Genomic DNA, 20,853 nt, shown 5'->3' on the forward strand with positions numbered 1-20,853 from the left:
GCCGCGGAGGCGAACCCCCGCGGCTCATTGACGGATGCACAATCGCCTCAATCCGCCGCCTGCGCCGAATCGCCATCGCCGCTGCCGTCGCGGGTGCCGCGCACGGGCAGCTCCAGCTGCTGGCCGCCGGCGCCCGCCTGCTCGCGGCTCCTGCGGCGCACCTTGGTCTCGATCCAGCGGTTGAAGCCGTCCATGTAGGTGTAGATCACCGGCGTCACGTACAGCGTGATGATCTGGCTGAACGCCAGCCCGCCCACCACCGCGATCCCCAGCGGCCGCCGCGTCTCGGCGCCCGCGCCCAGCGCCAGCGCGATCGGCAGCGTGCCCGCCAGCGCGGCGACGGTCGTCATCATGATGGGCCGGAAGCGCACGTGCGCCGCGTGCACGATGGCGTGCTCGGCGCTCATCCCCTGGTCGCGCTCGGCCTCGACCGCGAAGTCGATCATCATGATCGCGTTCTTCTTCACGATCCCGATCAGCAGGATGATCCCCACGAAGGCGTAGACGGACAGCTCCGCGCGGCAGATGAGCAGCGCCAGCAGCGCCCCGAAGGCCGCGAAGGGGAGCCCCGAGAGGATGGTCAGCGGGTGGATCACGCTCTCGTACAGGATCCCCAGGATGATGTAGATCACGAAGATGGCGATCCACACCAGCACCAGCAGCCCCGCCTGCGTGCTCTGGAACACCTGCGCCGTTCCCGAGAACTGCGTGGTGACCCCCGCCGGCAGGTTCGCCGCCGCCAGCCGCTCCACCTCGGCCGTCGCCGCGCCCAGCGCCACCCCGGGCTTCAGGTTGAACGACAGGGTCACGGAGGGGATCTGCCCCGAGTGGCTCACCGCCACCGGCCCCGCCGTGCGGCTGAGCGACGCCACCGCGTTCAGCGGCACCAGCGCCCCCGTCTGCGAGCGGATGTAGAGGAAGCCCAGCGCCGAGATGTCCTGCTGGTACTGCGGCAGCAGCTCCAGCACCACCCAGTACTCGTCCTCGGGCGCGTAGATGGTGCTCACCTGGCGGCTGCCGTAGGCATCGTACAGCGTGCTCTGGATCTGCTCGCTGGTCACCCCGTACGCCGCGGCGCGCAGCGGGTCGATCTGCACCGTCACTTGCGGGTTGCTGACCTCCAGGTCGCTGTTCACGTCCTGGATCAGGTCGCTCTGCCGCAGCTCGCCCTCCAGCTTCGCCGCGGCCGGGTACAGCGACTCGATGTCGGAGCCCTGCAGCGTGAACTGGTAGGCGCTGCGCGAGCTGCGGCCGCCGATCTGGATGGCCGGCGGCAGCTGCACGAAGGCGTTGATCCCCGGCGTCCGCCCCAGCTTGCGCCGCAGCTCGTTCGCGATCTCCTGCGCCGGCAGCCGCTCGCCGCGCGGCTTCAGCGTCAGCAGCAGCCGCCCCGAGTTCGATCCCCCGCCGCCCCCGCCTCCGCCGCCGACGGACGACATCACCCCGGCGATGTTCGGGTCGCGCTGCGCGATGGCCGCGATCTGCCGCTGGTGCTTCACCATCTCGGTGAAGCTGATCCCCTGCGCCGCCTGCGTGCTCACGTTCAGCTGCCCCGTGTCCTGGTCGGGGATGAAGCCCTTGGGCACCAGCCGGAAGAGCACCACCGTGCCCACCAGTACCAGCAGCGAGAAGAGCATCACCACCCCGCGCCGCCGCATCGCCCAGTCGAGCGACGACTGGTACTTCGCCAGCGCCCAGTCGTACGCGGCCTCCGTCTTCTGATAGAATTTCCCGTGCGTCTCCCCCGCGTGCGAGCGCAGGAAGCGGCTCCCCAGCATCGGCGTCAGCGTCAGCGAGACGAGCCCGGAGACCAGGATCGCGACGGCGATGGTCACCGCGAACTCGCGGAAGAGGCGGCCGATGATCCCCGAGAGGAAGAGAAGGGGGATGAAGACGGCCACGAGCGACACCGTCATCGACACGATGGTGAAGCCCACCTCCTTCGCGCCGTCGATGGCCGCCCGCATCGGCGGCTTTCCCATCTCCAGGTGCCGGACGACGTTCTCCAGCATCACGATGGCGTCGTCCACCACGAAGCCCACCGCCAGCGTCAGCGCCATCAGCGACAGGTTGTCCAGCGAGTAGCCCAGGAACTTCATCACCGCGAAGGTGCCCAGGATCGACATGGGCAGCGCCAGCGCGGGGATCACCGTCGCCGACAGGTTGCGCAGGAAGAGGAAGATGACGGCCACGACCAGGAACAGCGTCAGCAGCAGCGTCAGCTTCACGTCGTGGACCGATTCCTGGATGCTGACCGAGCGGTCGAACAGCAGGTTCAGCTGCACGTTCCCCGGCACCTGCGAGCGCAGCGAATCGACCTCCGCGCGCACCTTCTCCGCCACGTCCACCGTGTTGGAGCCGGGCTGGCGCTGGACCGCGAGGACGATGGCGCGCGTGCCGTTGAACCAGCTCGCCGTTCTGTTGTCCTGCACGTCGTCCAGCACCCGCCCCAGCGCGCCCAGCTGCACCGCCGCGCCGTTGCGGTGGACGACGGTCACCGTGCGGAACCCCGCCGCGTCGTGCAGCTGCCCGTTGGCCTGCACCGTCAGCGACGTCGTCCGCCCGGCGATGACGCCCGTGGGCAGGTTGGCGTTCTGCTGGCCGATGGCGCTCACCACCTCGTCGATGCTGAGGTTGCGGTAGGCCAGGGCGGTCGGGTCCAGCTGCACGCGCACGGCGTACTTCTGCGAGCCATAGACGGAGACCTGCGCCACCCCCTCCACCGTCGACAACCGCTGGCCGATCGTCGTCTCCGCGATCTCGTCCATCTGCTGCAGCGAGACGGTGGGCGAGGTCAGCGCGTAGTAGATGATGGGCGCGTCCGCGGGGTTCGCCTTCCGGTACGAGGGCGGCTGGATGTCGGGCGGAAGCTGGCGCAGCGTCTTGGAGATGGCCGACTGCACGTCCTGCGCGGCCGCGTCCACGTCGCGGTTCAGCGAGAACTGGATGGTGACGTTGGTCGACCCCAGCGTGCTGGTCGACGTCATGTTGTCGATGCCGGGGATGGTGCTGAACGCCTTCTCCAGCGGCGTGGCGACGGCCGAGGCCATCGTCTGCGGGCTGGCGCCGGGAAGGGAGGCGCTGACGGAGACGGTGGGATAGTCGACCGTCGGCAGGTCGCTGATCGGCAGCGTCTGGTACGCGGCGATGCCGAACACGGCGATGGCCACCATCACCAGCATGGTCATCACCGGCCGCCGGATGAACAGCCCGGAGAAGCTCATGGCCGCGCGCCTCCCCCCGCCGGCGTTCCCGCCGCCCCTCCGCCCGCCGTCCCCCCCGTCACCCCGCTCGATGCGCCGCCCGCCGGCCGCGCTCCGCCCGTGACCCCGCGCACGGGGGCGGGAAGGGGCGAGGCGACCGGTGCGCTGCCGTTCCCCGTCCCCGAGCGCGCGCCCGTGGGCGTCGTCGCCGGCGCGCCCGCGTTCGCGACCGAGGCGCCGCCGCCCGTCCGCGCCACGCCGGTCTGCCCCGCCGCGCCGTTGGTGCGCGCGCCCTGCACGCCGGCCGTCACCGAGCCCGGCTGTCCGCCGCCGCCCGCGGGCGCGCCGCCGGCCGCCTCCCCGCCGCCGCGCGCTCCGCCGCCGGTGCTCCCCGCGGCCACCGCCCCGTCCGGCCCGTCCGACGTCCCCGGCGGGCCGCCCCCCGCTACGCTCCCCGGCCCGTTCTCCGAGCCGTCGCCGGTGACGATCGCCACCTTTCCGCCGGGCTTCAATCGCGCCTGCCCGTCGGTCACCACCATCTCCCCATCCCCCAGCCCCGCGGAGATGATCGCCAGCTCGCCCACGGTGCGTCCCGCGACCACGTTGCGCGACGCCACCGTCTTCGTCTGCGGATTGACGACGTAGACGTAGCTCCCCTGCTGCCCGGTGAGGATCGCGGCCGAGGGGATGGCCAGGACGCCGCGCTGCACCCCCACGTTCACGGTGAGGAACACGAGCTGGCCGGGCCAGAAGAAGCCGCCGCGGTTCTGGAAGATGGCCTTCCCGGTCACCGTCCCGGTCAGCGAATCCACGCTGTTGTCCAGGAACGAGAGCGTCCCCGTCTCCGTCACCGCGCCGCTGTCGCTGCGCACCGCCGTCACCTCCAGCGCCCGCTGGGCGACCGCGGACTGCAGGAGCGGGAGGTCCTGCGAGAGCACGGGAAAGCGCACCTGCACCGGGCTCAGCTGGTTGATCACCACCAGCGGCCCGGTCGACGGGCCGACCAGGTTCCCCGCGCGCACCAGCATGGCCCCCGTCTTCCCGGCGATCGGCGCGCGGATGGTCGCGTAAGACAGGTTCACCTCGGCGGCCGCCAGCGCCGCGCGGTCCGCCTCCACCGTGGCCGAGGCGGCCAGCGCGGCGGCGTGCACCTGGTCGGCCTCCTCGCGGGCCACGTAGTCCTGCCGCACCAGCGTCTGGTAGCGCGTGTCGTTGCGGCGCGCGGCCTCGGCCTGCGCCTCGTCGCGGGCCAGCGCCGCGCGCGCCTGCGCCGCGGCCGCCATCAGCGGACGCGGGTCGATGCGGAACAGCACCTGCCCCGGCCGCACGAACGACCCCTCGGTGAACTCCACCGACTGCAGCGTGCCGCTCACCTGCGACTGGACGGCGACGGTCTGCATCGGGTCCACCACGCCGCTCGCCGTCACCGTCACCGGCGCGTCGATGATGCGCGCCACCGCCACGCGCACCGCCGTCGGCGGCCCGCCGCGCCCGCGTCCCCCCGCGCCAGCCTGGCCCTCGCCCTTCTTCCCGCACGCGGCCGACGCTGCCGACCACCCGACGAGCAGCGCGAGCACCGTCCAGCGCATTCCCCTGTATCCCTTCATGGTGCCGTTCCCGTGGTGTCGGTGCCGATCAGCAGGTTGGGCCGGCCCGCCAGGTCCAGCGAGCCGGTATCGTGCCCGAGCTGGACCAGCGCGGTGCGCCACTCCCAGCGCGCCTGGATGGCCTCGGCCCGCGCCGTGGCCAGCGCGCTCCGCGCCAGCAGCACGTCCACGATCGTCCCCACGCCGGAGCGGTACCGCCCCGCCGCGACGGTGGCCGATTGCGCCGCGTCGGCGACGAGGGAGGTGGAGGTGTGGACGCGCTGCGTGGCCGCCTGCAGCGCGTAGTAGTCGGTGAACACCTGCAGCGAGATCTGCTGCCGCACGCCGGTCACCCGCGCCAGCTGCGCGTCGTAGCGCTCGCGGGCCGCGCGCACGTCGAACTGCCGCGAGAAGCCGTCGAAGATGGGGATCTGCACCCCCAGCGAGATGGTGTAGCCGCGCGAGGTGGCCGTCTGCGGCTGAAAGGTGCGCGTCGCGGTGGCGTTGGAGCGCAGGAAGAGGGCGGGGTAGCCGGCCGAGCGCGCCACGCGCACCTCCGCCGCCAGCGCGCGCGCCTCGGCGCGGGCCAGCGCCAGCTCCGGGCGCTCGGCGGTCGCCCGCGCGATCAGCGCGTCCACGTTCGCGGCCACGTTGGCAACCGACTCGTCCGCCGTCACCTCGGGGATGGTGAAGCGGGTGTTCGCCTGCAGCCCCATCGCCACCGCCAGGTTGCCGCGCGCGCTGAAGTAGTCCGCCTCCAGCGTCTGCAGCTGCAGCCGCGCCTGCGACAGCGCCGTCCGCGTCTGCAGCACCTCCTGGATGGACGACACCCCCACGCGATGGCGCTCCTCGGCCGCGGCCAGGTCCGCCTGCGCCTCGGTGACCGCCACCTGCTGGGCGTCGCGCAGCGCGCGCGTGGCCAGGAAGGAGAAGAGGGCCGATTCCACCTGCAGCACCACGTCGCGCACGGTGGCGTTGTGCTCCAGGCTGGCCTCGATCGCCCGCTCCCGTGCCGCCTCGATCGACCCCGCCCGCCCTCCGAAGTCGAAGACCAGGTACGACAGGGAGACGGAAGGCGTCAGCGTCAGCCGCCGCACCGTGGTCGATCCGCCCCCGCCGCCCGATCCCCCGCCGCCGGATCCGCCGCCCGTCCCCGTCGAATCGCCGCCCGTCGATCCACCGCCCGTCGATCCCCCGCTCGCTCCGCCAGACGTCCGGGTGACGGAGCGCGTCAGGTCCACGTCCGCGTCGATGGTGGGGTACAGCTGCCCCCGCGCGGAGCCATAGACGTCGGCGGCGGCGCGCGCGGTGGCGTACGACTCGCGCGTCGCGGGGTTGTTGCGCAGCGCCAGCTCCACCACCTCCGTCAGCGCCAGCTCGCGCACCCCGCCCGCCGTCTCCGCGTCCGCCGCCAGCGCCCGCGCCGCCTCGGGCGAGGCGGGCGCGGTGTCGGCCGGCGGCGGGGTGCGCGCGGGCGCGGGCACCGGCCACAGCGTGCCGGGCCCCGCCGGAGCCGCCGGACCGCCGTAGATGCGCGGCTGCGGCGGCGCGCAGGCAGCCATCAGCGCCAGCGCGGCCGCCGCAGCCGCTGCGTTGAAATATCGAAACGAAGCCATCCCTTTCCTTCACCCAGGCAGCACGTCCCCACCGGCCTCTCGCCGGGCGGGAAGCGCCGGTTGCGCACAAGGAATGCCCAACCTTGCTCCCCCGCCATGGAAAGCACGAACCCCAAGCCCCGCGCGAGGTTAAGGCCTCCGATCCTCCATCCGGAGTGTCACCTGTAACGCATGGGAACCCATCTAAACCGATCGATCAGGGGAGATGGTGCAATCCCCATCTCCTGCGCTTTCCCCGCAGTCCATCCCCACCCGAAAATCCGCGATAACTCATCGCACGCCGAGCCCTCCCCAACTCCCCCTCCGCGCTTCCCGCAGGGACGCCCACATCAGTCCTCCGCGTCTCCGCGTCTCCGCGAGAGATCCCGCGATGCTTCCCCATCCCGCCAACGCACTCCCGCACTCCCGCACTCCCGCACTCCCGCACTCCCGCACTCCCGCACTCCCGCACTCCCGCACTCCCGCACTTCCGCACTTCCGCACTTCCGCACTCCCGCACTCCCGCACTTTCGCACCCTGTCCCCGGCGCGGAAGTTGCCTTCCCCGCCGCCGACGCAGTACAATGCAGTCCAATCCCCACAAGCCACGAACCCCACGCCAGGTCGCTGATGCCCTCATCCGAGCCCGGACGCGACCCCGAACCCCAAAAGCCGTCGGCCCAGTACCATCCGCTCCAGATGGAGGGGCTGCGCGTGGCCGACCCCGTGGAGCAGCTCCTCGAGGAAGTGACCGAGGAGACGCAGCCGCAGTCGCTGAACTACGGCTCGGCCATGCGCGGCCGCGTGGCCATCGTCACCGGCGGCGCCACGGGGATCGGCAAGGCCATCGCGCTGGAGTTCGCGCGCCACGGCGTGCACGTGGCCTTCAACTGGTTCCAGTACGACACCCGCGGCGACGTGGGCGAAGAGGCCGAGCAGACCGCCCGCGAGATCAAGAGCCTGGAGGTGGGCGTCCACCACGAGGAGTGCGACGTCCGCGACGCCCGCGCCGTCGACCGCTTCGTGGGCGAGACGGTGGAGAAGCTGGGCGGCGTGAACATCCTGGTGAACAACGCCGGCATCGCCCGCGACCGCGCGCTCTGGCGGCTCACCGACGAGCAGTGGCGCTCGGTGCTCGACACCAACCTCACCGGCGCCTTCCACCTGATCCGCGCCGTCAGCCCCATCTACCGCCGCCAGCACGACGGCAAGATCGTGAACGTCAGCTCCGTCCACGGCATCCGCAGCGAGTTCGGGCTGGCCAACTACAGCGCGTCCAAGGCGGGGCTGCTGGGGCTCACGCGCTCGGCGGCGCTGGAGCTGGGCCCCAGCAACGTGAACGTGAACGCCGTGGCGCCCGGCTACATCCGCACCACGCGGCTCACCAGCGGCGTTCCCGCCGAGATCCTCGACACCGCCCGCGAGCGCGCCGTGCTGGGGCGCCTGGGCGATCCGCAGGACGTGGCCAACGTGGTGGTGTTCCTCTGCTCCGAGTACGCGCGCCACATCACCGGCGCCGTGATCCCGGTCGACGGCGGCCATCTGCTCTGATTCTCGCTATCTTTGAACGGCGGGGTTCGGGCGTGTTTGGCGCCGAGGCGCCAAACCGGGCTGCGCGCGCGGTAGGCAACGATACGACTGTTGCCAACCGCGCCGGGCCACCCCCGCGCACGAGCATCGCCGCCGGTCCGCCGCATCCGCGGCGCGGCGGCGTCCCGGCCCTTCGGGCGCGCATCCCTCACGCAGATGCGAGCCTTACGTTGAGTTCTCCCCCTTCTCCTGCTGTCGGGAGAAGGGGCCGGGGGAATGAGGGCCCTCGCGCGCGGCGAGCCCCGCGGATCCATCGCCGACACCCGAATCTTCCGCAATCCCGAATGTCTCACGCTCTCTCCCGCCCGACTCGCCGTCCCACGCGCCGCACGCGGCTCGCCCCGCGCGCGCTGCTCCTCGCGCTCGCCGCGCTGGCCACGGCGTGCGGCGGGCAGGCGCCGCCGGCCGCCGCGCAGGCGCCCACGCCCAGGCTCGCCCCCACCGTCGGCCCGATGGACATTTCCGGGCAGAAGGTGCTGGTGCTCCCGGTGCAGTCGGTCAGCGGCATCCCGCAGACCCGCGCCGACGCCACCCGCGAGGCCCTGTTCGCGCTCGCCGAGCGCAACGCCCGCGTCCGCTGGGTCGATCCCGACATGCTCCGCTCCGCGCTCCGCCGCTCGCCCGGCTACGCCGACGATCCAGACTTCCTCCCGTCCGATGCCTTCCGGCACCACCACGAGCGCTACGTCGTCGAGCCGCTGGGCGGGCTGCTGCGCCGCTACTCCGCGCTGATGGATACGCGCATGGCGCTCATCCTCCAGTCCGCCGAGTGGCTTCCGGCCGCGGCGGGCGGCGGCGCGGTGCGCATGGCCGCGGTGGTCGTCGACACCCGCACCGGCAACGTCGTCTGGTACGGCGAGGCCGACGGCGCCAACCGCCCCGAGCCCGACGCCGCCGCCCTCGCCAGCGCCGCCTCCGCGCTCGCCGGCCGGATGCTCGTCCCCGGCCAGTGACCGAAGGAGACTCGGTCGTGAGCGCCAATGCCGCGGAGTGCGCGGATCAGCCTCGCGCAGTTTGCGAGGCTTCCCGTGGTTGTTGCTGCGACTTCAGTCGCCGGTGAGGAAGCCAGTCTGCCCTGCGCCGGAAGATTCACACGAGAGATCCCGGGGATCGCCAGGAACCCGCACCGGAGCCGCGAAATGAGCGACCTCTCCCCCGTCGCCGTCGACGACGATGACGAAAAGCTGGAAGAAGACCTGCGGAGGGCGCGGGACACCTGCCTGGAGCGGTACGGCCAGCTGGTGAACCACACGGTCCCGCTGCTGAAGCAGGTGCTCATCCACGTGAACCAGCTTCCCACCGTGGCCGACGGCACCCTGGCGGACATGTGGTTCGCCGCCGTGGGGCGCACCATCTCCATCGACACCTCGGCCGACCGGGCGTGGACCGATGCCGGGGCCAAGTTCCTCCCCCACGGCGCCATCCAGAAGAAGATGATCGTCTCGCGGATGCGCGGGTCGGAGCTGGCGCAGGGCACGGGCTCGGGGCAGCGCCACGAAACCACCGCGCGAGTCGACGCCGGCGCCACCCCCGCCGACCTGTGGGTCACGGAGATGCAGAACGGCTGCACCGTGCTCATCCTGGACTGGGGGCAGAGCCTGTATTCGATGGTGCACCTCCAGCCCAGCGAGGACGAGCAGTTCAACTGGCTGGGGAAGAAGGTGATGGGGCTGGGCGGCTACACGAAGTGGGTCACCGGCGATGCGTTCTTCAAGAGTGCCTACAAGAACGCATGGCTGAAGCAGGAGGCGAGCAAGGTCGTGGCCGCCACCGGTCGCACGCCGCAGAACTACATCATGGTGCAGTCGATGTACGAGGCCTCGCGCAGCAAGGTCACCCAGGTCGTAGGGGTAAAGAAGGGGAACACCTTCGCCTTCTACCGCCAGCGCTCGTACGCGCAGACCCTGGAAGTCGACGTGCTGAAGTGGTCCGGCTGGTGGAGCTATCTCCCCGCGCTCGCCTCGCGCTCGTACTGATTCCCGCTCCGCGACAGACCGGATCGCAGCCGTTCCGCGCCCACCCGCCTGACGTCATCCTGAGTCGAACACCGCGCTTCGCGCGACCGCGATGGATGAAAGGGGGAGGCGTCCTCCCGAGCGGAACCGGCTGCCGAGCCGAACAGCCTCGCGCAGTTTGCGAGGCTTCCCGTAGTTGTTGCTGCGACTTTAGTCGCCGGTGACCGGTTGCGCGCGGAACTTTCCATTCAGGCCGGCCACGCAGGAAGCGGTTTCCGCGCAGAACGTTGCAGGCCGAAGGACCGGCTATGGAGCCGGTCCAGCACGTCCGCCGGGAAGCACATCGAGCCGGCTTCCATCCGCATCACCTCTCGCCCCTCGCGCCGCGCAGACGCGAGGGGTTTTGCATCTCCCCCCGCACCGCGTATGTTCCGCCCCGCGCCGGAGCCCACCCCCGCGAGAAGTCCGCGCAGGCGGCGCGCAGGCGGACTGCGTGCCGTCGTAGCCGCGACTTCAGTCGCATTTTCCCGGGCTCGATCGCCCGCGAGACGCGATGTCCGCCGCCGCGCGCGGTGTTTGCATCGCGGGTCCGCATCGCGCGGACGGGGATCGGGACGAGAACACGGGGCGCACGGAACCGCCCATCGCCACGAAATAGAGAGACGGGAATGCCAGAGACAGTCACGCTGATCCCCGGCGACGGGATCGGGCCCGAGATCACCGCATCGGTGGTGCGCATCCTGGAGGCCGCCGGCGCCCAGCTGCAGTGGGAGGAGCAGATCGCCGGCGAGACCGCGCTGAAGCAGGTGGGCGACCCGCTTCCCAAGGCGACCATCGACTCCATCAAGAAGAACCGCCTGGCGCTGAAGGGCCCGCTCAGCACGCCCAGCGGCACCGGCTTCCGCTCCATCAACGTGGCGCTGCGGCAGGAGTTCGAGCTGTACGCCAACGTCCGCCCGGTGCGCACGCTGGTCGTCGGCGGGCGCTACGAGGACATCGACCTGGTGCTGGTGCGCGAGAACACGGAGGGGCTGTACAGCGGGGTGGAGCACTACATCGGCATCGGCAGCGACCCGCGTGCCGCGGCCGAGAGCGTGATGCTGGTCACCCGCTTCGGCGTGAACCGCATCCTCCGCTACGCCTTCGAGTACGCGGTGAAGCACGGGCGGAAGAAGGTGACGCTGGCGCACAAGGCCAACATCCTCAAGTACACCCAGGGGCTGTTCCTGGACATGGGGCGCGAGATCGCCAAGGAGTACGAGGGGAAGGTCGAGTTCGAGGACCGCATCATCGACGCGACCGCCATGCTGCTGGTGATGGACCCCTACCGCTTCGACGTGATCGTCTGCGAGAACATGTTCGGCGACATCCTGTCGGACCAGATCGCGGGGCTGGTCGGCGGCCTGGGGCTTGCGCCGGGCGCCAACATCGGCGAGAACGCGGCCATCTTCGAGGCGGTGCACGGCTCCGCCCCCGACATCGCCGGCAAGGGCGTGGCGAACCCGTCGGCCCTGCTGATGGCGGCCGTGATGATGCTGGACCACCTGGGCCAGAAGGAGCCCGCCCAGCGCATCCGCACCGCGCTGGAGGCCACCATCCGCGAGAACGACAGCCTGACGCCCGACCTGAAGGGAAGCGGGACCACGCAGACCTTCACCGACGCCGTCGTGCGCCGGCTGGGCTCGAGCTGAGCAGTCCTCTTTTCCCCGCCCACGGGAGGACGATATGCGCGTACACATTCACGGATGTGCAATCATCGTCGGGCTTTCTCTCGGTGTGCCTTCACTCTCTCATGCCCAGGGCCTGACCTCGGCTGCCCCCGACACCGCACAGACGGACTCGCTCGCCCGGATTGTGGGGTCAGAGCTTCGCGATCGGGGAGTATTTGTTACTCCGGCTGCAACGGACAGCCTTGCGGAGTTGATCGAGTCGCGGCAGTCCAGTGATTCATCCGTGGAGCAAACGGAACCGCAGAAGATCAGGGAAGAGCTGTACGTTCTGAACGCGGCGGTGATGTTCGCGAGAGCCGACGCGTATCAGAACCGGTACTCCACTCCGGAGATCAACCTCCAGACCTTCGAAGACCTGAAGGGCTGCCTCGATTCGTATCCTAATCCGCCGCCGAAGTGTCCGCCGATCCCTCCGCCTCCACCCAAGCCTCAGCCGCGTCCATAGAATGCGTTAGATCTCCAAAGAGCGAGGGCGAAAGATGATCGCACCGGAATTCATCACGGCGAACCAGTTCGCGCTCGAACTGGCGAAACAGGAAATCACGCTCGCTACAGCCTTCATTGGAATCACGATTTCGTTCACCAAGGACCTGCTGAAGCGCGTACACCCTGTGGCCGCCTTGCTTCTTGCCGCGTCTTGGATCGCATTCTGCGTATCGATCTCTGCCGGAACGAAGCACATCGGTGCCCTTGCGCGCGGTCTGGAAGCCGCGGGAGCTCAGGCAAGCACGGCCTCCGCCGCCGGCACGCTCAAGCTGTACGCTGATTCGCTCGCAAAAGGCGTTGTTGATACCACCGCCCGGTGGCATGAAATCCTCGCTCGTGTCGGCTTGGAGATTTCTCCGGTGGCGCACGAGCACGGGATGAAGCAGGACGCTTACTTCCTGTACGGAGTCGTGCTGGCTATCCTGTACGGAATCTTCGCGGCATTGCTGCCGAAGCCGGGTTCACCGCCTGCGGCTGCAGCAACGGCTGGTGACGGCACAGGATCCGAAGTATCAGGTGGAGGGGTGCATTGACAGGCTCGGAAAGCTTCGACTGCAGCAACTGCGGCCACCGCGTGACCGGCGAGGCGGCCGACCACATCGGCTGGTGCAAGGCCTGCCGCAAGGCGCTGGTGCGCCGCTCCGGGTGGCTGGCGATGTTTCCCGCGTTCGTGGTACTCGCCCTGTACCTGTGGATGCTGGACTACTTCGAGCTGTGGAACTCCACCTTCCTGATCGTGTTCATGGCGCTGGGGCTGGCGCTGGCGTACGTGGCCTTCAAGGTGGCCCGGCGCGTGTTCTTCGACGTGATCCGCGCCCGCGGCGTGAAGCCGCCCGCGTCCTGACCTTCACCCCCGCAGCGACGTGCCCGGCTTTTTCGCCTCTCCCTGGCTGAACGTGCTGGCCGCCATCCTGGGCGGCATCATGCTGGGCTTCGGCATCGGCCGCTTCGTCCACCACCCGTCCGTCGTCCCCGGAGCGACGGCGCTGGTGGGCCTCCTCGTCCTCTGGTACGCCGTCTCCGACCGCCGCAAATCCCGCCGCGACACCCCCGAGAGCGAGACGCACGGGCACACGATCGAGTAGCCTCCGCGCCGGAGGCCACCGTCCGCTTCCCGGGGATGAATCCCCGGGCTACAAAAGCACAAAGTCCCTGCGGGACTGCGGCCTCGGCCTCTGTCGCGGCTCCGATCCCGTCTCAGCCTCCGGCGGGCTGGGCGTCGGCCGGAGCTGCAGGATGGCTGGGCCGCAGTCCCGCAGGGACTTTGTGCCGTTCCAGCCGGTGAATTCCATTCACCGTTCGCGGCGGAGGTGGGGTCCTTCCGAATCTGCTCCGCCGATCCCCCACCCGTTTCCTTGCCCCGACCCGCCCCCGGCCTATATTCCCCGGCTTCTTTCCGACCTTTCACGACCAGACGAAACGAGCCGCTGAAATGGCGAAGTTCCAGGGCGTTGACTACTACGACATCGACGGGCTGCTCAGCGAAGAGCAGCGCATGATCCGCGACACCGTGCGCGAGTGGGTGGACGACAACCTGCTGCCGGTGATCAACGACGCGTACATCGGCCGCTATCTCCCCAAGCAGCTCATCCCCGGGATGGCCGAGCTGGGGGTGTTCGGCGCCAACCTGCCGGAGGAGTACGGCTGCGCGGGGCTCGACAACGTGAGCTACGGCCTGATCATGCAGGAGCTGGAGCGCGGCGACAGCGGCATCCGCTCCTTCGCCAGCGTGCAGGGCGCGCTCTGCATGTACCCCATCTACGCCTTCGGCAGCGAGGAGCAGAAGCGCGAGTACCTGCCGCGCATGGCCGCCGGCGAGGTCATCGGCTGCTTCGGCCTCACCGAGCCCGACTTCGGCTCCAATCCCGGGGGAATGGTCACGCGGGCGCGGAAGACCGACGACGGGTGGGTGCTGAACGGCGCCAAGATGTGGATCACCAACGGCTCCACCGCCAACATCGCCATCGTCTGGGCCAAGACGGGCGAGATGGACGATACGAAGGCCATCCGCGGCTTCATCGTCCCCACCGACACGCCGGGCTTCACCGCGCGCGACCAGAAGGGGAAGCTCTCGCTCCTGGCCTCGGACACCAGCGAGCTGGTGCTGCAGGACGTGCACGTCCCCGACACCGCGCTGCTGCCGAAGTCCGGCGGCCTGAAGAGCCCGCTGATGTGCCTCACCCAGGCGCGCTACGGCATCGCGTGGGGGGCGGTGGGCGCGGCCATGGCCTGCTACGACGAGGCGCTGTCGTACGCGAAGAACCGCATCCAGTTCGACAACAAGCCCATCGCCGCCACGCAGATCCAGCAGACGCGGCTGGCCGAGATGCTGACCGAGATCACCAAGGCGCAGCTCCTCTGCTGGCGCCTGGGGAACCTGAAGGACGCGGGCACGCTGCGCCCCGAGCAGGTCTCGCTCGCCAAGCGCAACAACGTGAACATCGCCTGCGAGATCGCCCGCGAGGCGCGCCGGCTGCTGGGCGGCAACGGCATCCTGGTCGAGTACCAGGCCATGCGCCACATGGCCAACCTCGAGTCGGTCTACACCTACGAGGGCACGCACGACGTGCACGGCCTGATCCTGGGCAACGACATCACCGGCTTCGCGGCGTTCTGATTCGGCCGCGGAACAAAAAACCGAACGTGCGCGGGATCCGGATCCCGCGCACGTTCGCTTTTTCATGCGTTCCGGACAGGGTCAGGCGGGGCAGCCGTGGGTGCAGTTGTCGCCCACGCAGGTGTCGCAGGTGGCCTCGTTCGAGGCGTACGCCAGCACCGTCCCCTTCGGCTGCTCGGTGGCCGACGTCGTGAACGACTCCACGCAGATCGAATCCAGCTTCAGTTTCTCGCGTCCCATGCTCTGCTCCGCTCGGAAGGTTTGCATCATCATCGCACGAACCGACGCACGATAACGCGCTCGCGGCGCGGGGGCCACGATGTTGAACGGCCGGGCTTCGGGCGTGTTTGGCGCCGGGGCGCCAAACCGGGCTGCGCGCGCGGTAGGCAACGATACGACCGTTGCCAACCGCGCCGGGCCCCCGCCGCGCCGCAACTCGATGCGAATCCCCGGCATCGATCCGGGCGCGGCGGTGTCCCGGCCCTTCGGGCGCGCATCCCTCACGCAGGCGCGGCTCCCGCCCGCTGTGGCGCGCTCAGCCGCACTGGCCGAGCTCGGACAGGCAGAGGCAGTCGGCGATGTTGGTGCAGCTCTGATAGCAGCTCTGCTCCCAGTAGCGGGTGAACCCGCGCGCGTGCACCGTTCCACTCTTCTCCGCGTTCGCCGCGGTGGCCTCGAACGACTCCACCGTCAGCGCGTCCACGTTGAGACTGATCTTTCGCATGACAACGCTCCGTTCACGGGGAAAACGACCGCGCGGCACGCGGAGCCCCTCCGCTGCCGGTGTCGCGGGACCTGAACTAAAGTGTGCGTAAATTCGCATGAATTGGCAAACGCCTGACGTACGGGAGGAGATCCGTTACGAGCGACCGCCAAGACCTCATGCGCATTGTTTGGCCAGTCTCACTGGGGTGCGTTATGTCTCATGAGGACTCCCGGAGGTTCCGGGTGTGCGCCGATCCATCTGCATCCTTCTTTGCCCGGTTTGATCTCCCGCCTTGCCCGTTGTCCTGTCGAACCAACACGAGGATTTCGCTATCTTCGACCGCGTGCGGTGCGCCTCTCGCCGCGCTCCCGGCCCGGCCGGACCACGGTTTGGGGCGGGTTGACAGTGCGGCTGGGTTTGGATAGATTTCCCGGCCTGTGCTGAAAACGCACCGGTAGCTCAATTGGCAGAGCAGGGGACTCTTAATCCCAAGGTTGAAGGTTCGATTCCTTCCCGGTGCACTCGAAGCTGGAGTGCGTAGATAGCAGGCTTGTGCGCCCGTAGCTCAGCTGGATAGAGCGTCTGACTACGGATCAGAAGGTCGGGAGTTCGAATCTCTCCGGGCGCACCTTTCCGACGAAGCCCCGGCAGCGGTCACGCTGTCGGGGCTTCGTCGTTGCCGCCGGACGGTTTATTGCGGACACGGGCGCTCTCCCCTCCGGCGCCCGGCAGGCGGGCCAACTCCTCCACGGACGGACCATGGCGAACGAGATGCAGTCGCTCACCCGCGGGTTCTTCGCGGGGTCCATCGACGATTCCATCCTCTTCCCCTACCCGCGCCTCCCGGACGACGAGGCCGCGCGCGTCACCGCGTTCCTCTCCGGGGTGACGGGCTACCTGGAGCGCGAGCTGGACCGCGAGTGGGTGGACGAGCACGAGCAGGTGCCCCCGCACGTCGTCGCCGAGCTGGCGCGGATGGGGCTGTTCGGCATCGCCATCCCCGCCGAGTACGGGGGGATGGGGCTCAGCCAGAGCGCCTACTGCCGCATCTTCGAAGCGGTCACCGCGTACGACGTGGGGCTGGGGATCATCCTGGGCGTGCACCTTTCCATCGGCACCAAGGGGATCGTGCTCGCGGGAACGGACGAGCAGAAGCGGCTCTATCTGCCGAAAGCGGCCGCGGGCGAGTGGTTCGCCTCGTTCGCGCTCACCGAGCCCAACGCGGGGAGCGACGCGCAGGGGATCGAGAGCCGCGCGGAGCTGGACCCGGACACCGGCGAGTGGGTGCTGAACGGCGACAAGATCTGGATCGGCAACGGCTCGTTCAGCGAGATCGTGGTCACCTTCGCGCAGACGCCGGTGGAGCGCGACGGGCGCATGGTGGACCGCGTGACCACCTTCATCCTGCGCCCCGGCATGCCCGGCTTCGAGCGGGGCGAGCCGCTGCGCAAGATGGGCGCGCGGGGGAGCAACCAGGCCGAGCTGCACTTCCGCGGCGTGCGCGTGCCGCCGGAGAACGTGCTGGGCGAGGTGGGCGAGGGCTTCAAGCTGGCCATGCGCATCCTGAACTCCGGGCGGCAGGGCCTTTCCGCCGGCGCGGCGGGCGGGGTGAAGCGGTGCCTGGAGATGGCGTCCACCTTCGCCGCCGGCCGGCGCCAGTTCAAGCGGCCGATCGCGGAGTTCGAGCTGATCCAGGGGAAGCTGGCGGCCATGGCGGCCGACGCCTTCACGGCCGAGAGCGTGGCGTACTTCACCACCGGGCTGGCCGACCGCGGCGACGTGGACTACGCGCTGGAGAGCGCCGCCGCCAAGGTGTGGAACAGCGAGGCCCTGGACCGCGCGGTGGACGAGACGGTGCAGATCGCCGGCGGGCGCGGGTTCGTGAAGGGCTACCCGTACGAGCGGATGTACCGCGACGCGCGCATCACCCGCATCTTCGAGGGGACCAACGAGGTGCTGCGCCTGTTCGTGGGCTTGTCGGGGATCCAGGGCCCGGGCGAGTACCTGCGCCGCATCGGCGAGGCGCTGAAGCATCCGATCGAGGGCCTGGGGCTGCTGGGCGAGTTCGCCACCGGCCGGGTGCGGATGGCGCTGGGCCGCGGCGAGCCCAGCATCGACCGCGACGTGCACCCGGCGTTGCGCCGCCACTTCGACTACCTGGCCGACCACACCCGCGACCTGCGCGCCGCCACCGAGCGGGTGATCCGCACGCACGGCGCGGGGGTGGTGGAGCGGCAGTTCGTGGTGGCGCGGCTGGCCGACATGGCCATCGAGCTGTACGTGCGCGCCGCCACCCTCAGCCGCACGCAGGCGCTGCTGGACGCGCACGACGCCGGAGAGACCGTGGCGCCGCCGCTCACCAGCAGCGAGATGCCGCTCGACGGGGACTCGGTCGCGCGGGTGCTGCGCCTGTGCGACCTGGCCTGCCAGCGCTCGGGGCTGCGCTTCCGCGCCGCGCGCGTGGCGCTGAACGACGACCGCGACACGCTTCTCCGCGCGGTCGCGGCGGACGTCCTGGCGGAGTGCGGAAGTGCGTGAGTGCGGAAGTGCGGAAGTGCGGAAGTGCGGGATGCGATCTCCTCCTCCCGGAGCGGTCCGCAGAATCGCGGGTGGGAGCATGCGGATGGGATGGAGGAGCTTCCGGCGGGGGAGGGCGGCGGAATCCGGCGTTGCCGCGGGAAAATTCGCGCGGACCCTTCCGCAACATCGGCCGATTCGTTATACTTACGGCCTTCGTCGATGCGGGCCTGCCGGTCGCGGGGCTCGAAGGCCGGGAGCTGGAAGCGCTTTCGGAGCATCGTTGCGGCGAGCCACCCGCTCGCCGCTTGCAGTCGGTGCCTGTTGTGGACAGCCATGCTCCTGTGGCGGAATTGGTAGACGCGCTGGATTCAGGATCCAGTGGGCGCAAGCCCGTGGAGGTTCGAGTCCTCTCGGGAGCACTGTCCGCGGCACACGCACCGGTGGTTGGTTTGCCCAGGTGCTGAAACTGGTAGACAGGCCAGACTAAGGATCTGGTGCCTTAACCGGCGTGGAGGTTCGAGTCCTCTCCTGGGCACTGCCGGATTTGAAAACACGGGTCGGGAGGCGAGTGAGGATCGCGGCGCTCCTTGAGGGCGTCGAGGAAAGTCCGAGCTCCGCAGGGCAGGGTGCCGGCTAACGGCCGGGCGTCGCAAGGCGACGGAAAGTGCCACAGAGAACAGACCGCCGATGGCTCCCGCCGGGAGCACAGGCAAGGGTGAAACGGTGCGGTAAGAGCGCACCGCCCCGCCGGCAACGTCGGGGGCAGGGCAAACCCCACCCGGAGCAAGGCCGAACAGGAACGAGGCGCTGCCCGCGCCGCGAAGGATTCCGGTCCTTCACAGTTCCGGGTAGGCCGCACGAGGCCGGTGGCAACATCGGTCCCAGAGAAATGATCCTCGGCCCGTTCGCGGGCTGACAGAACTCGGCTTATTCCGCCTCCCGCCCGAATTGCGCGCCCGTAGCTCAGCTGGATAGAGCGTTGGCCTCCGGAGCCAAAGGTCACAGGTTCGAATCCTGTCGGGCGCACTGAAGGAAACCCCGCGCCGCTGCAATTGCAGCGGCGCGGGGTTTTTGTTTTCTCCCTCCGCCCTCTCCGCGTTCCAGGATGATGTAAATGATTCTTGCCACAAAGGGGAATTATGTATAGGATTTTTTACACACAGAAGGAGGCGCATGAAATCTCCAAACCGAACTCCCCTGCGTTCCGGCGCGGCTCCCAAGGCGGTCGAGCAGGCGGTGGCACGCCTCGGCGCGCACATCGCGACCGCGCGGCTGCGTCGCGGGATGACGCAGGCCGAGGTGGCGCAGAAGGCCGGCATCACGCGTCCCACGCTCGTCGCGGTGGAGCAAGGCAGAACGGGGACGGGGATCGGCGCGTACGTGGCCGTGCTGTGGGCGCTCGGTCTCGACCACGATGTCGAGGACGTCGCCGCGCCGGAGCGGGACGCGGAGGGGATCGCGCTCGAGTCCGCGCGGCTGCCGGAGCGCGCGCGCCGGCCCGCCCGGCTGGACGACGACTTCTGATGCGGCAGCGCGCGGAGTGCTTCGTCTATCTCCAGATGCCGGGGACGCTGGAGGTGGTCACGTGCGGCCGGTTCGAGCGCGAGGTTACGCGGACCGGGCGTGCGGTCGGGCGGTTCGTGTACGGGCGGAGCTATCGCGCGCGGACCGACGCGGTGCCGCTGGACCCCTACCATCTACCCATCTCGTCCACGGTAAGGGAGACGGCGAAGCTCGATGGAGTTTTCGGCGCGTTGAGGGATGCGGCTCCCGACGCATGGGGGCGGCGGGTGATCGAGAGGATTCTGGGGCGCCCTGATCTCGATGAGGTCGACTTCCTCCTCGAATCGCCGCAGGACCGCGCGGGCGCGCTGTCGTTCGGGCGTGGAACTGTGCCTCCCGCGCCCGTCCGCGAGTTCAACCGCGTCGTCCAGCTGGCCGAGCTCCGCCGCGCGGTGGGGCTCCTGGAAGACGACCACCCGGGAGAGCCGGTTGCGCGGCAGATCCTCGATCTATTGGAACCCGGTACCTCGCTGGGCGGCGCGCGCCCGAAGAACGTGGTGGAGGACGAGGCAGGTCTCTGGATCGCGAAGTTTCCCCAGCGGGGCGACCGGTGGAACAACGCGCCCGTCGAGGCGGCGATGCTCGCGCTGGCAGCGAGGTGCGGGATTCGGGTCCCCGAAACGCGGGTGGAGCGGGTCGGGGACGAGGCGGTGCTCCTGGTGAAGCGGTTCGATCGCGAACGCGTCACCGGCGAGGGTGGAGAGGCCGCATACCTCAGGCACCGGATGGTGAGTGCCCTGACGGTGCTCGACGTGGAGGAAAGTCCCACCGACCGCGCGGGCTGGTCGTACGTGCTGCTTGCGGACGAGCTTCAGCGCTGGTCGGGCCGGCCACGTGAGGACAGGGCCGAGCTCTTCCGGCGCGTGGTGTTAAACGCGCTGATCTCGAACGTCGACGACCATCCCCGCAACCACGCCCTCATCGCGCCCGGCCGCGCCTGGCGTCTTGCTCCGGCGTACGACCTCACCCCGAATCCGCGGCAGGGGATCGAGGGCCGGCGGCTCGCGATGGAATGCGGGCGCTTCGGCCGTATCGCGCGGCGCGACAACCTGCTCTCCGCGGCCAACCACTTCGGGTTCCGCAGCGAGGAGGCGAACGCTGTGATCGACGAGATGAAGGTCATCGTCGAGCGCCACTGGCGCAGCGACGTCCTTCAGCACGGGGGCAGCGAACGCGACTGCCGGGTGGTCGAGCCTGCGTTCGTGTACCCCGGATTCGAGTACGCAACCAGTTCCTGATGTGACACCCCGTAGCTCAGCTGGCTAGAGCGTTGGCCTCCGGAGCCAAAGGTCACAGGTTCGAA

Annotated in this window: 16 protein-coding genes, 5 tRNA genes and 1 other RNA gene; 17 read left to right on the forward strand and 5 right to left on the reverse strand. The window is 69.6% G+C overall.

The genetic code is table 11. From position 1 onward, the window contains the following. Positions 1–47 precede the first annotated feature (47 nt). From VLK66_RS04095 to VLK66_RS04105, 3 genes are read right to left on the reverse strand one after another with little or no spacing between them, the layout of a single operon-like run. Complete coding sequence (locus tag VLK66_RS04095; RefSeq protein ID WP_325308104.1) at positions 48–3,224, reverse strand: efflux RND transporter permease subunit; 3,177 nt, start codon at positions 3,222–3,224, stop codon at positions 48–50. Continuing rightward, positions 3,221–4,810 (reverse strand): efflux RND transporter periplasmic adaptor subunit, encoded by a 1,590-nt coding sequence (locus VLK66_RS04100; protein WP_325308105.1) that lies wholly within the window; start codon positions 4,808–4,810, stop codon positions 3,221–3,223. Before VLK66_RS04100 ends, VLK66_RS04095 begins: the two co-directional genes overlap by 4 nt. Then, a complete protein-coding gene (locus VLK66_RS04105) occupies positions 4,807–6,405 on the reverse strand; it encodes a TolC family protein (protein ID WP_325308106.1) in 1,599 nt (532 codons plus the stop codon). Before VLK66_RS04105 ends, VLK66_RS04100 begins: the two co-directional genes overlap by 4 nt. A 608-nt stretch (positions 6,406–7,013) precedes the next feature. On the opposite strand from VLK66_RS04105, the gene VLK66_RS04110 reads away from it, so the two are divergent. From VLK66_RS04110 to VLK66_RS04145, 8 genes are all read left to right on the forward strand, one after another. Further along, a complete protein-coding gene (locus VLK66_RS04110) occupies positions 7,014–7,934 on the forward strand; it encodes an SDR family NAD(P)-dependent oxidoreductase (RefSeq protein WP_325308107.1) in 921 nt (306 codons plus the stop codon). A gap of 323 nt (positions 7,935–8,257) precedes the next feature. Then, positions 8,258–8,926: a hypothetical protein gene (locus tag VLK66_RS04115; RefSeq protein ID WP_325308108.1), complete on the forward strand. Its 669-nt coding sequence runs from the start codon at positions 8,258–8,260 to the stop codon at positions 8,924–8,926. Positions 8,927–9,112: 186 nt separating this feature from the next. Further along, on the forward strand, positions 9,113–9,949 hold the full coding sequence (locus VLK66_RS04120) for a hypothetical protein (RefSeq protein ID WP_325308109.1): 837 nt from the start codon (positions 9,113–9,115) through the stop codon (positions 9,947–9,949). A gap of 647 nt (positions 9,950–10,596) precedes the next feature. Beyond that, entirely contained in the window at positions 10,597–11,619 is a 1,023-nt protein-coding gene (locus VLK66_RS04125; protein WP_325308110.1) for an isocitrate/isopropylmalate dehydrogenase family protein, read from the forward strand. Positions 11,620–12,137: 518 nt separating this feature from the next. Further along, complete coding sequence (locus VLK66_RS04130) at positions 12,138–12,677, forward strand: hypothetical protein (protein ID WP_325308111.1); 540 nt, start codon at positions 12,138–12,140, stop codon at positions 12,675–12,677. After that, a complete protein-coding gene (locus VLK66_RS04135) occupies positions 12,674–12,988 on the forward strand; it encodes a hypothetical protein (protein WP_325308112.1) in 315 nt (104 codons plus the stop codon). Before VLK66_RS04130 ends, VLK66_RS04135 begins: the two co-directional genes overlap by 4 nt. A gap of 19 nt (positions 12,989–13,007) precedes the next feature. Next, positions 13,008–13,229: a hypothetical protein gene (locus VLK66_RS04140; RefSeq protein ID WP_325308113.1), complete on the forward strand. Its 222-nt coding sequence runs from the start codon at positions 13,008–13,010 to the stop codon at positions 13,227–13,229. Positions 13,230–13,576: 347 nt separating this feature from the next. Then, positions 13,577–14,761 (forward strand): acyl-CoA dehydrogenase family protein, encoded by a 1,185-nt coding sequence (locus VLK66_RS04145; RefSeq protein WP_325308114.1) that lies wholly within the window; start codon positions 13,577–13,579, stop codon positions 14,759–14,761. An 81-nt stretch (positions 14,762–14,842) separates the two neighbouring features. Here VLK66_RS04145 and VLK66_RS04150 read toward each other — a convergent pair whose 3' ends face one another. Together VLK66_RS04150 and VLK66_RS04155 are read right to left on the reverse strand one after the other, a co-directional pair. Continuing rightward, complete coding sequence (locus tag VLK66_RS04150) at positions 14,843–15,001, reverse strand: hypothetical protein (protein ID WP_325308115.1); 159 nt, start codon at positions 14,999–15,001, stop codon at positions 14,843–14,845. A gap of 295 nt (positions 15,002–15,296) precedes the next feature. Then, positions 15,297–15,485 carry a hypothetical protein gene (locus VLK66_RS04155; protein ID WP_325308116.1) on the reverse strand — a complete coding sequence of 63 codons (189 nt, stop codon included), beginning with the start codon at positions 15,483–15,485 and terminating at the stop codon, positions 15,297–15,299. Positions 15,486–15,915: 430 nt separating this feature from the next. Between VLK66_RS04155 and VLK66_RS04160 the strand changes: the two genes are divergently transcribed. The 9 genes from VLK66_RS04160 to VLK66_RS04200 all read left to right on the forward strand — a co-directional run bounded on the left by VLK66_RS04160 (position 15,916) and on the right by VLK66_RS04200 (position 20,788). Further along, positions 15,916–15,988, forward strand: a tRNA-Lys gene (locus tag VLK66_RS04160). 33 nt (positions 15,989–16,021) lie between these two features. Beyond that, positions 16,022–16,095 (forward strand) — tRNA-Arg (locus VLK66_RS04165). A 131-nt stretch (positions 16,096–16,226) separates the two neighbouring features. Continuing rightward, positions 16,227–18,005 carry an acyl-CoA dehydrogenase family protein gene (locus tag VLK66_RS04170; protein ID WP_325308117.1) on the forward strand — a complete coding sequence of 593 codons (1,779 nt, stop codon included), beginning with the start codon at positions 16,227–16,229 and terminating at the stop codon, positions 18,003–18,005. A gap of 317 nt (positions 18,006–18,322) precedes the next feature. Continuing rightward, positions 18,323–18,406: transfer RNA gene (locus tag VLK66_RS04175), tRNA-Leu, on the forward strand. Between the two features lie 32 nt (positions 18,407–18,438). Next, a tRNA-Leu gene (locus VLK66_RS04180) sits at positions 18,439–18,522 on the forward strand. A 23-nt stretch (positions 18,523–18,545) separates the two neighbouring features. Continuing rightward, an RNA gene (gene rnpB, locus VLK66_RS04185) (RNase P RNA component class A) lies at positions 18,546–18,933 on the forward strand. A 6-nt stretch (positions 18,934–18,939) separates the two neighbouring features. Then, positions 18,940–19,013, forward strand: a tRNA-Arg gene (locus VLK66_RS04190). Positions 19,014–19,223: 210 nt separating this feature from the next. After that, positions 19,224–19,511 (forward strand): helix-turn-helix transcriptional regulator, encoded by a 288-nt coding sequence (locus VLK66_RS04195; RefSeq protein WP_325308118.1) that lies wholly within the window; start codon positions 19,224–19,226, stop codon positions 19,509–19,511. Continuing rightward, positions 19,511–20,788 carry a type II toxin-antitoxin system HipA family toxin gene (locus VLK66_RS04200; RefSeq protein ID WP_325308119.1) on the forward strand — a complete coding sequence of 426 codons (1,278 nt, stop codon included), beginning with the start codon at positions 19,511–19,513 and terminating at the stop codon, positions 20,786–20,788. Before VLK66_RS04195 ends, VLK66_RS04200 begins: the two co-directional genes overlap by 1 nt. The last annotated feature ends 65 nt before the right edge of the window (positions 20,789–20,853 follow it).

Origin of the sequence: Longimicrobium sp. (assembly GCF_035474595.1) — a bacterium.
Lineage (GTDB): Bacteria > Gemmatimonadota > Gemmatimonadetes > Longimicrobiales > Longimicrobiaceae > Longimicrobium.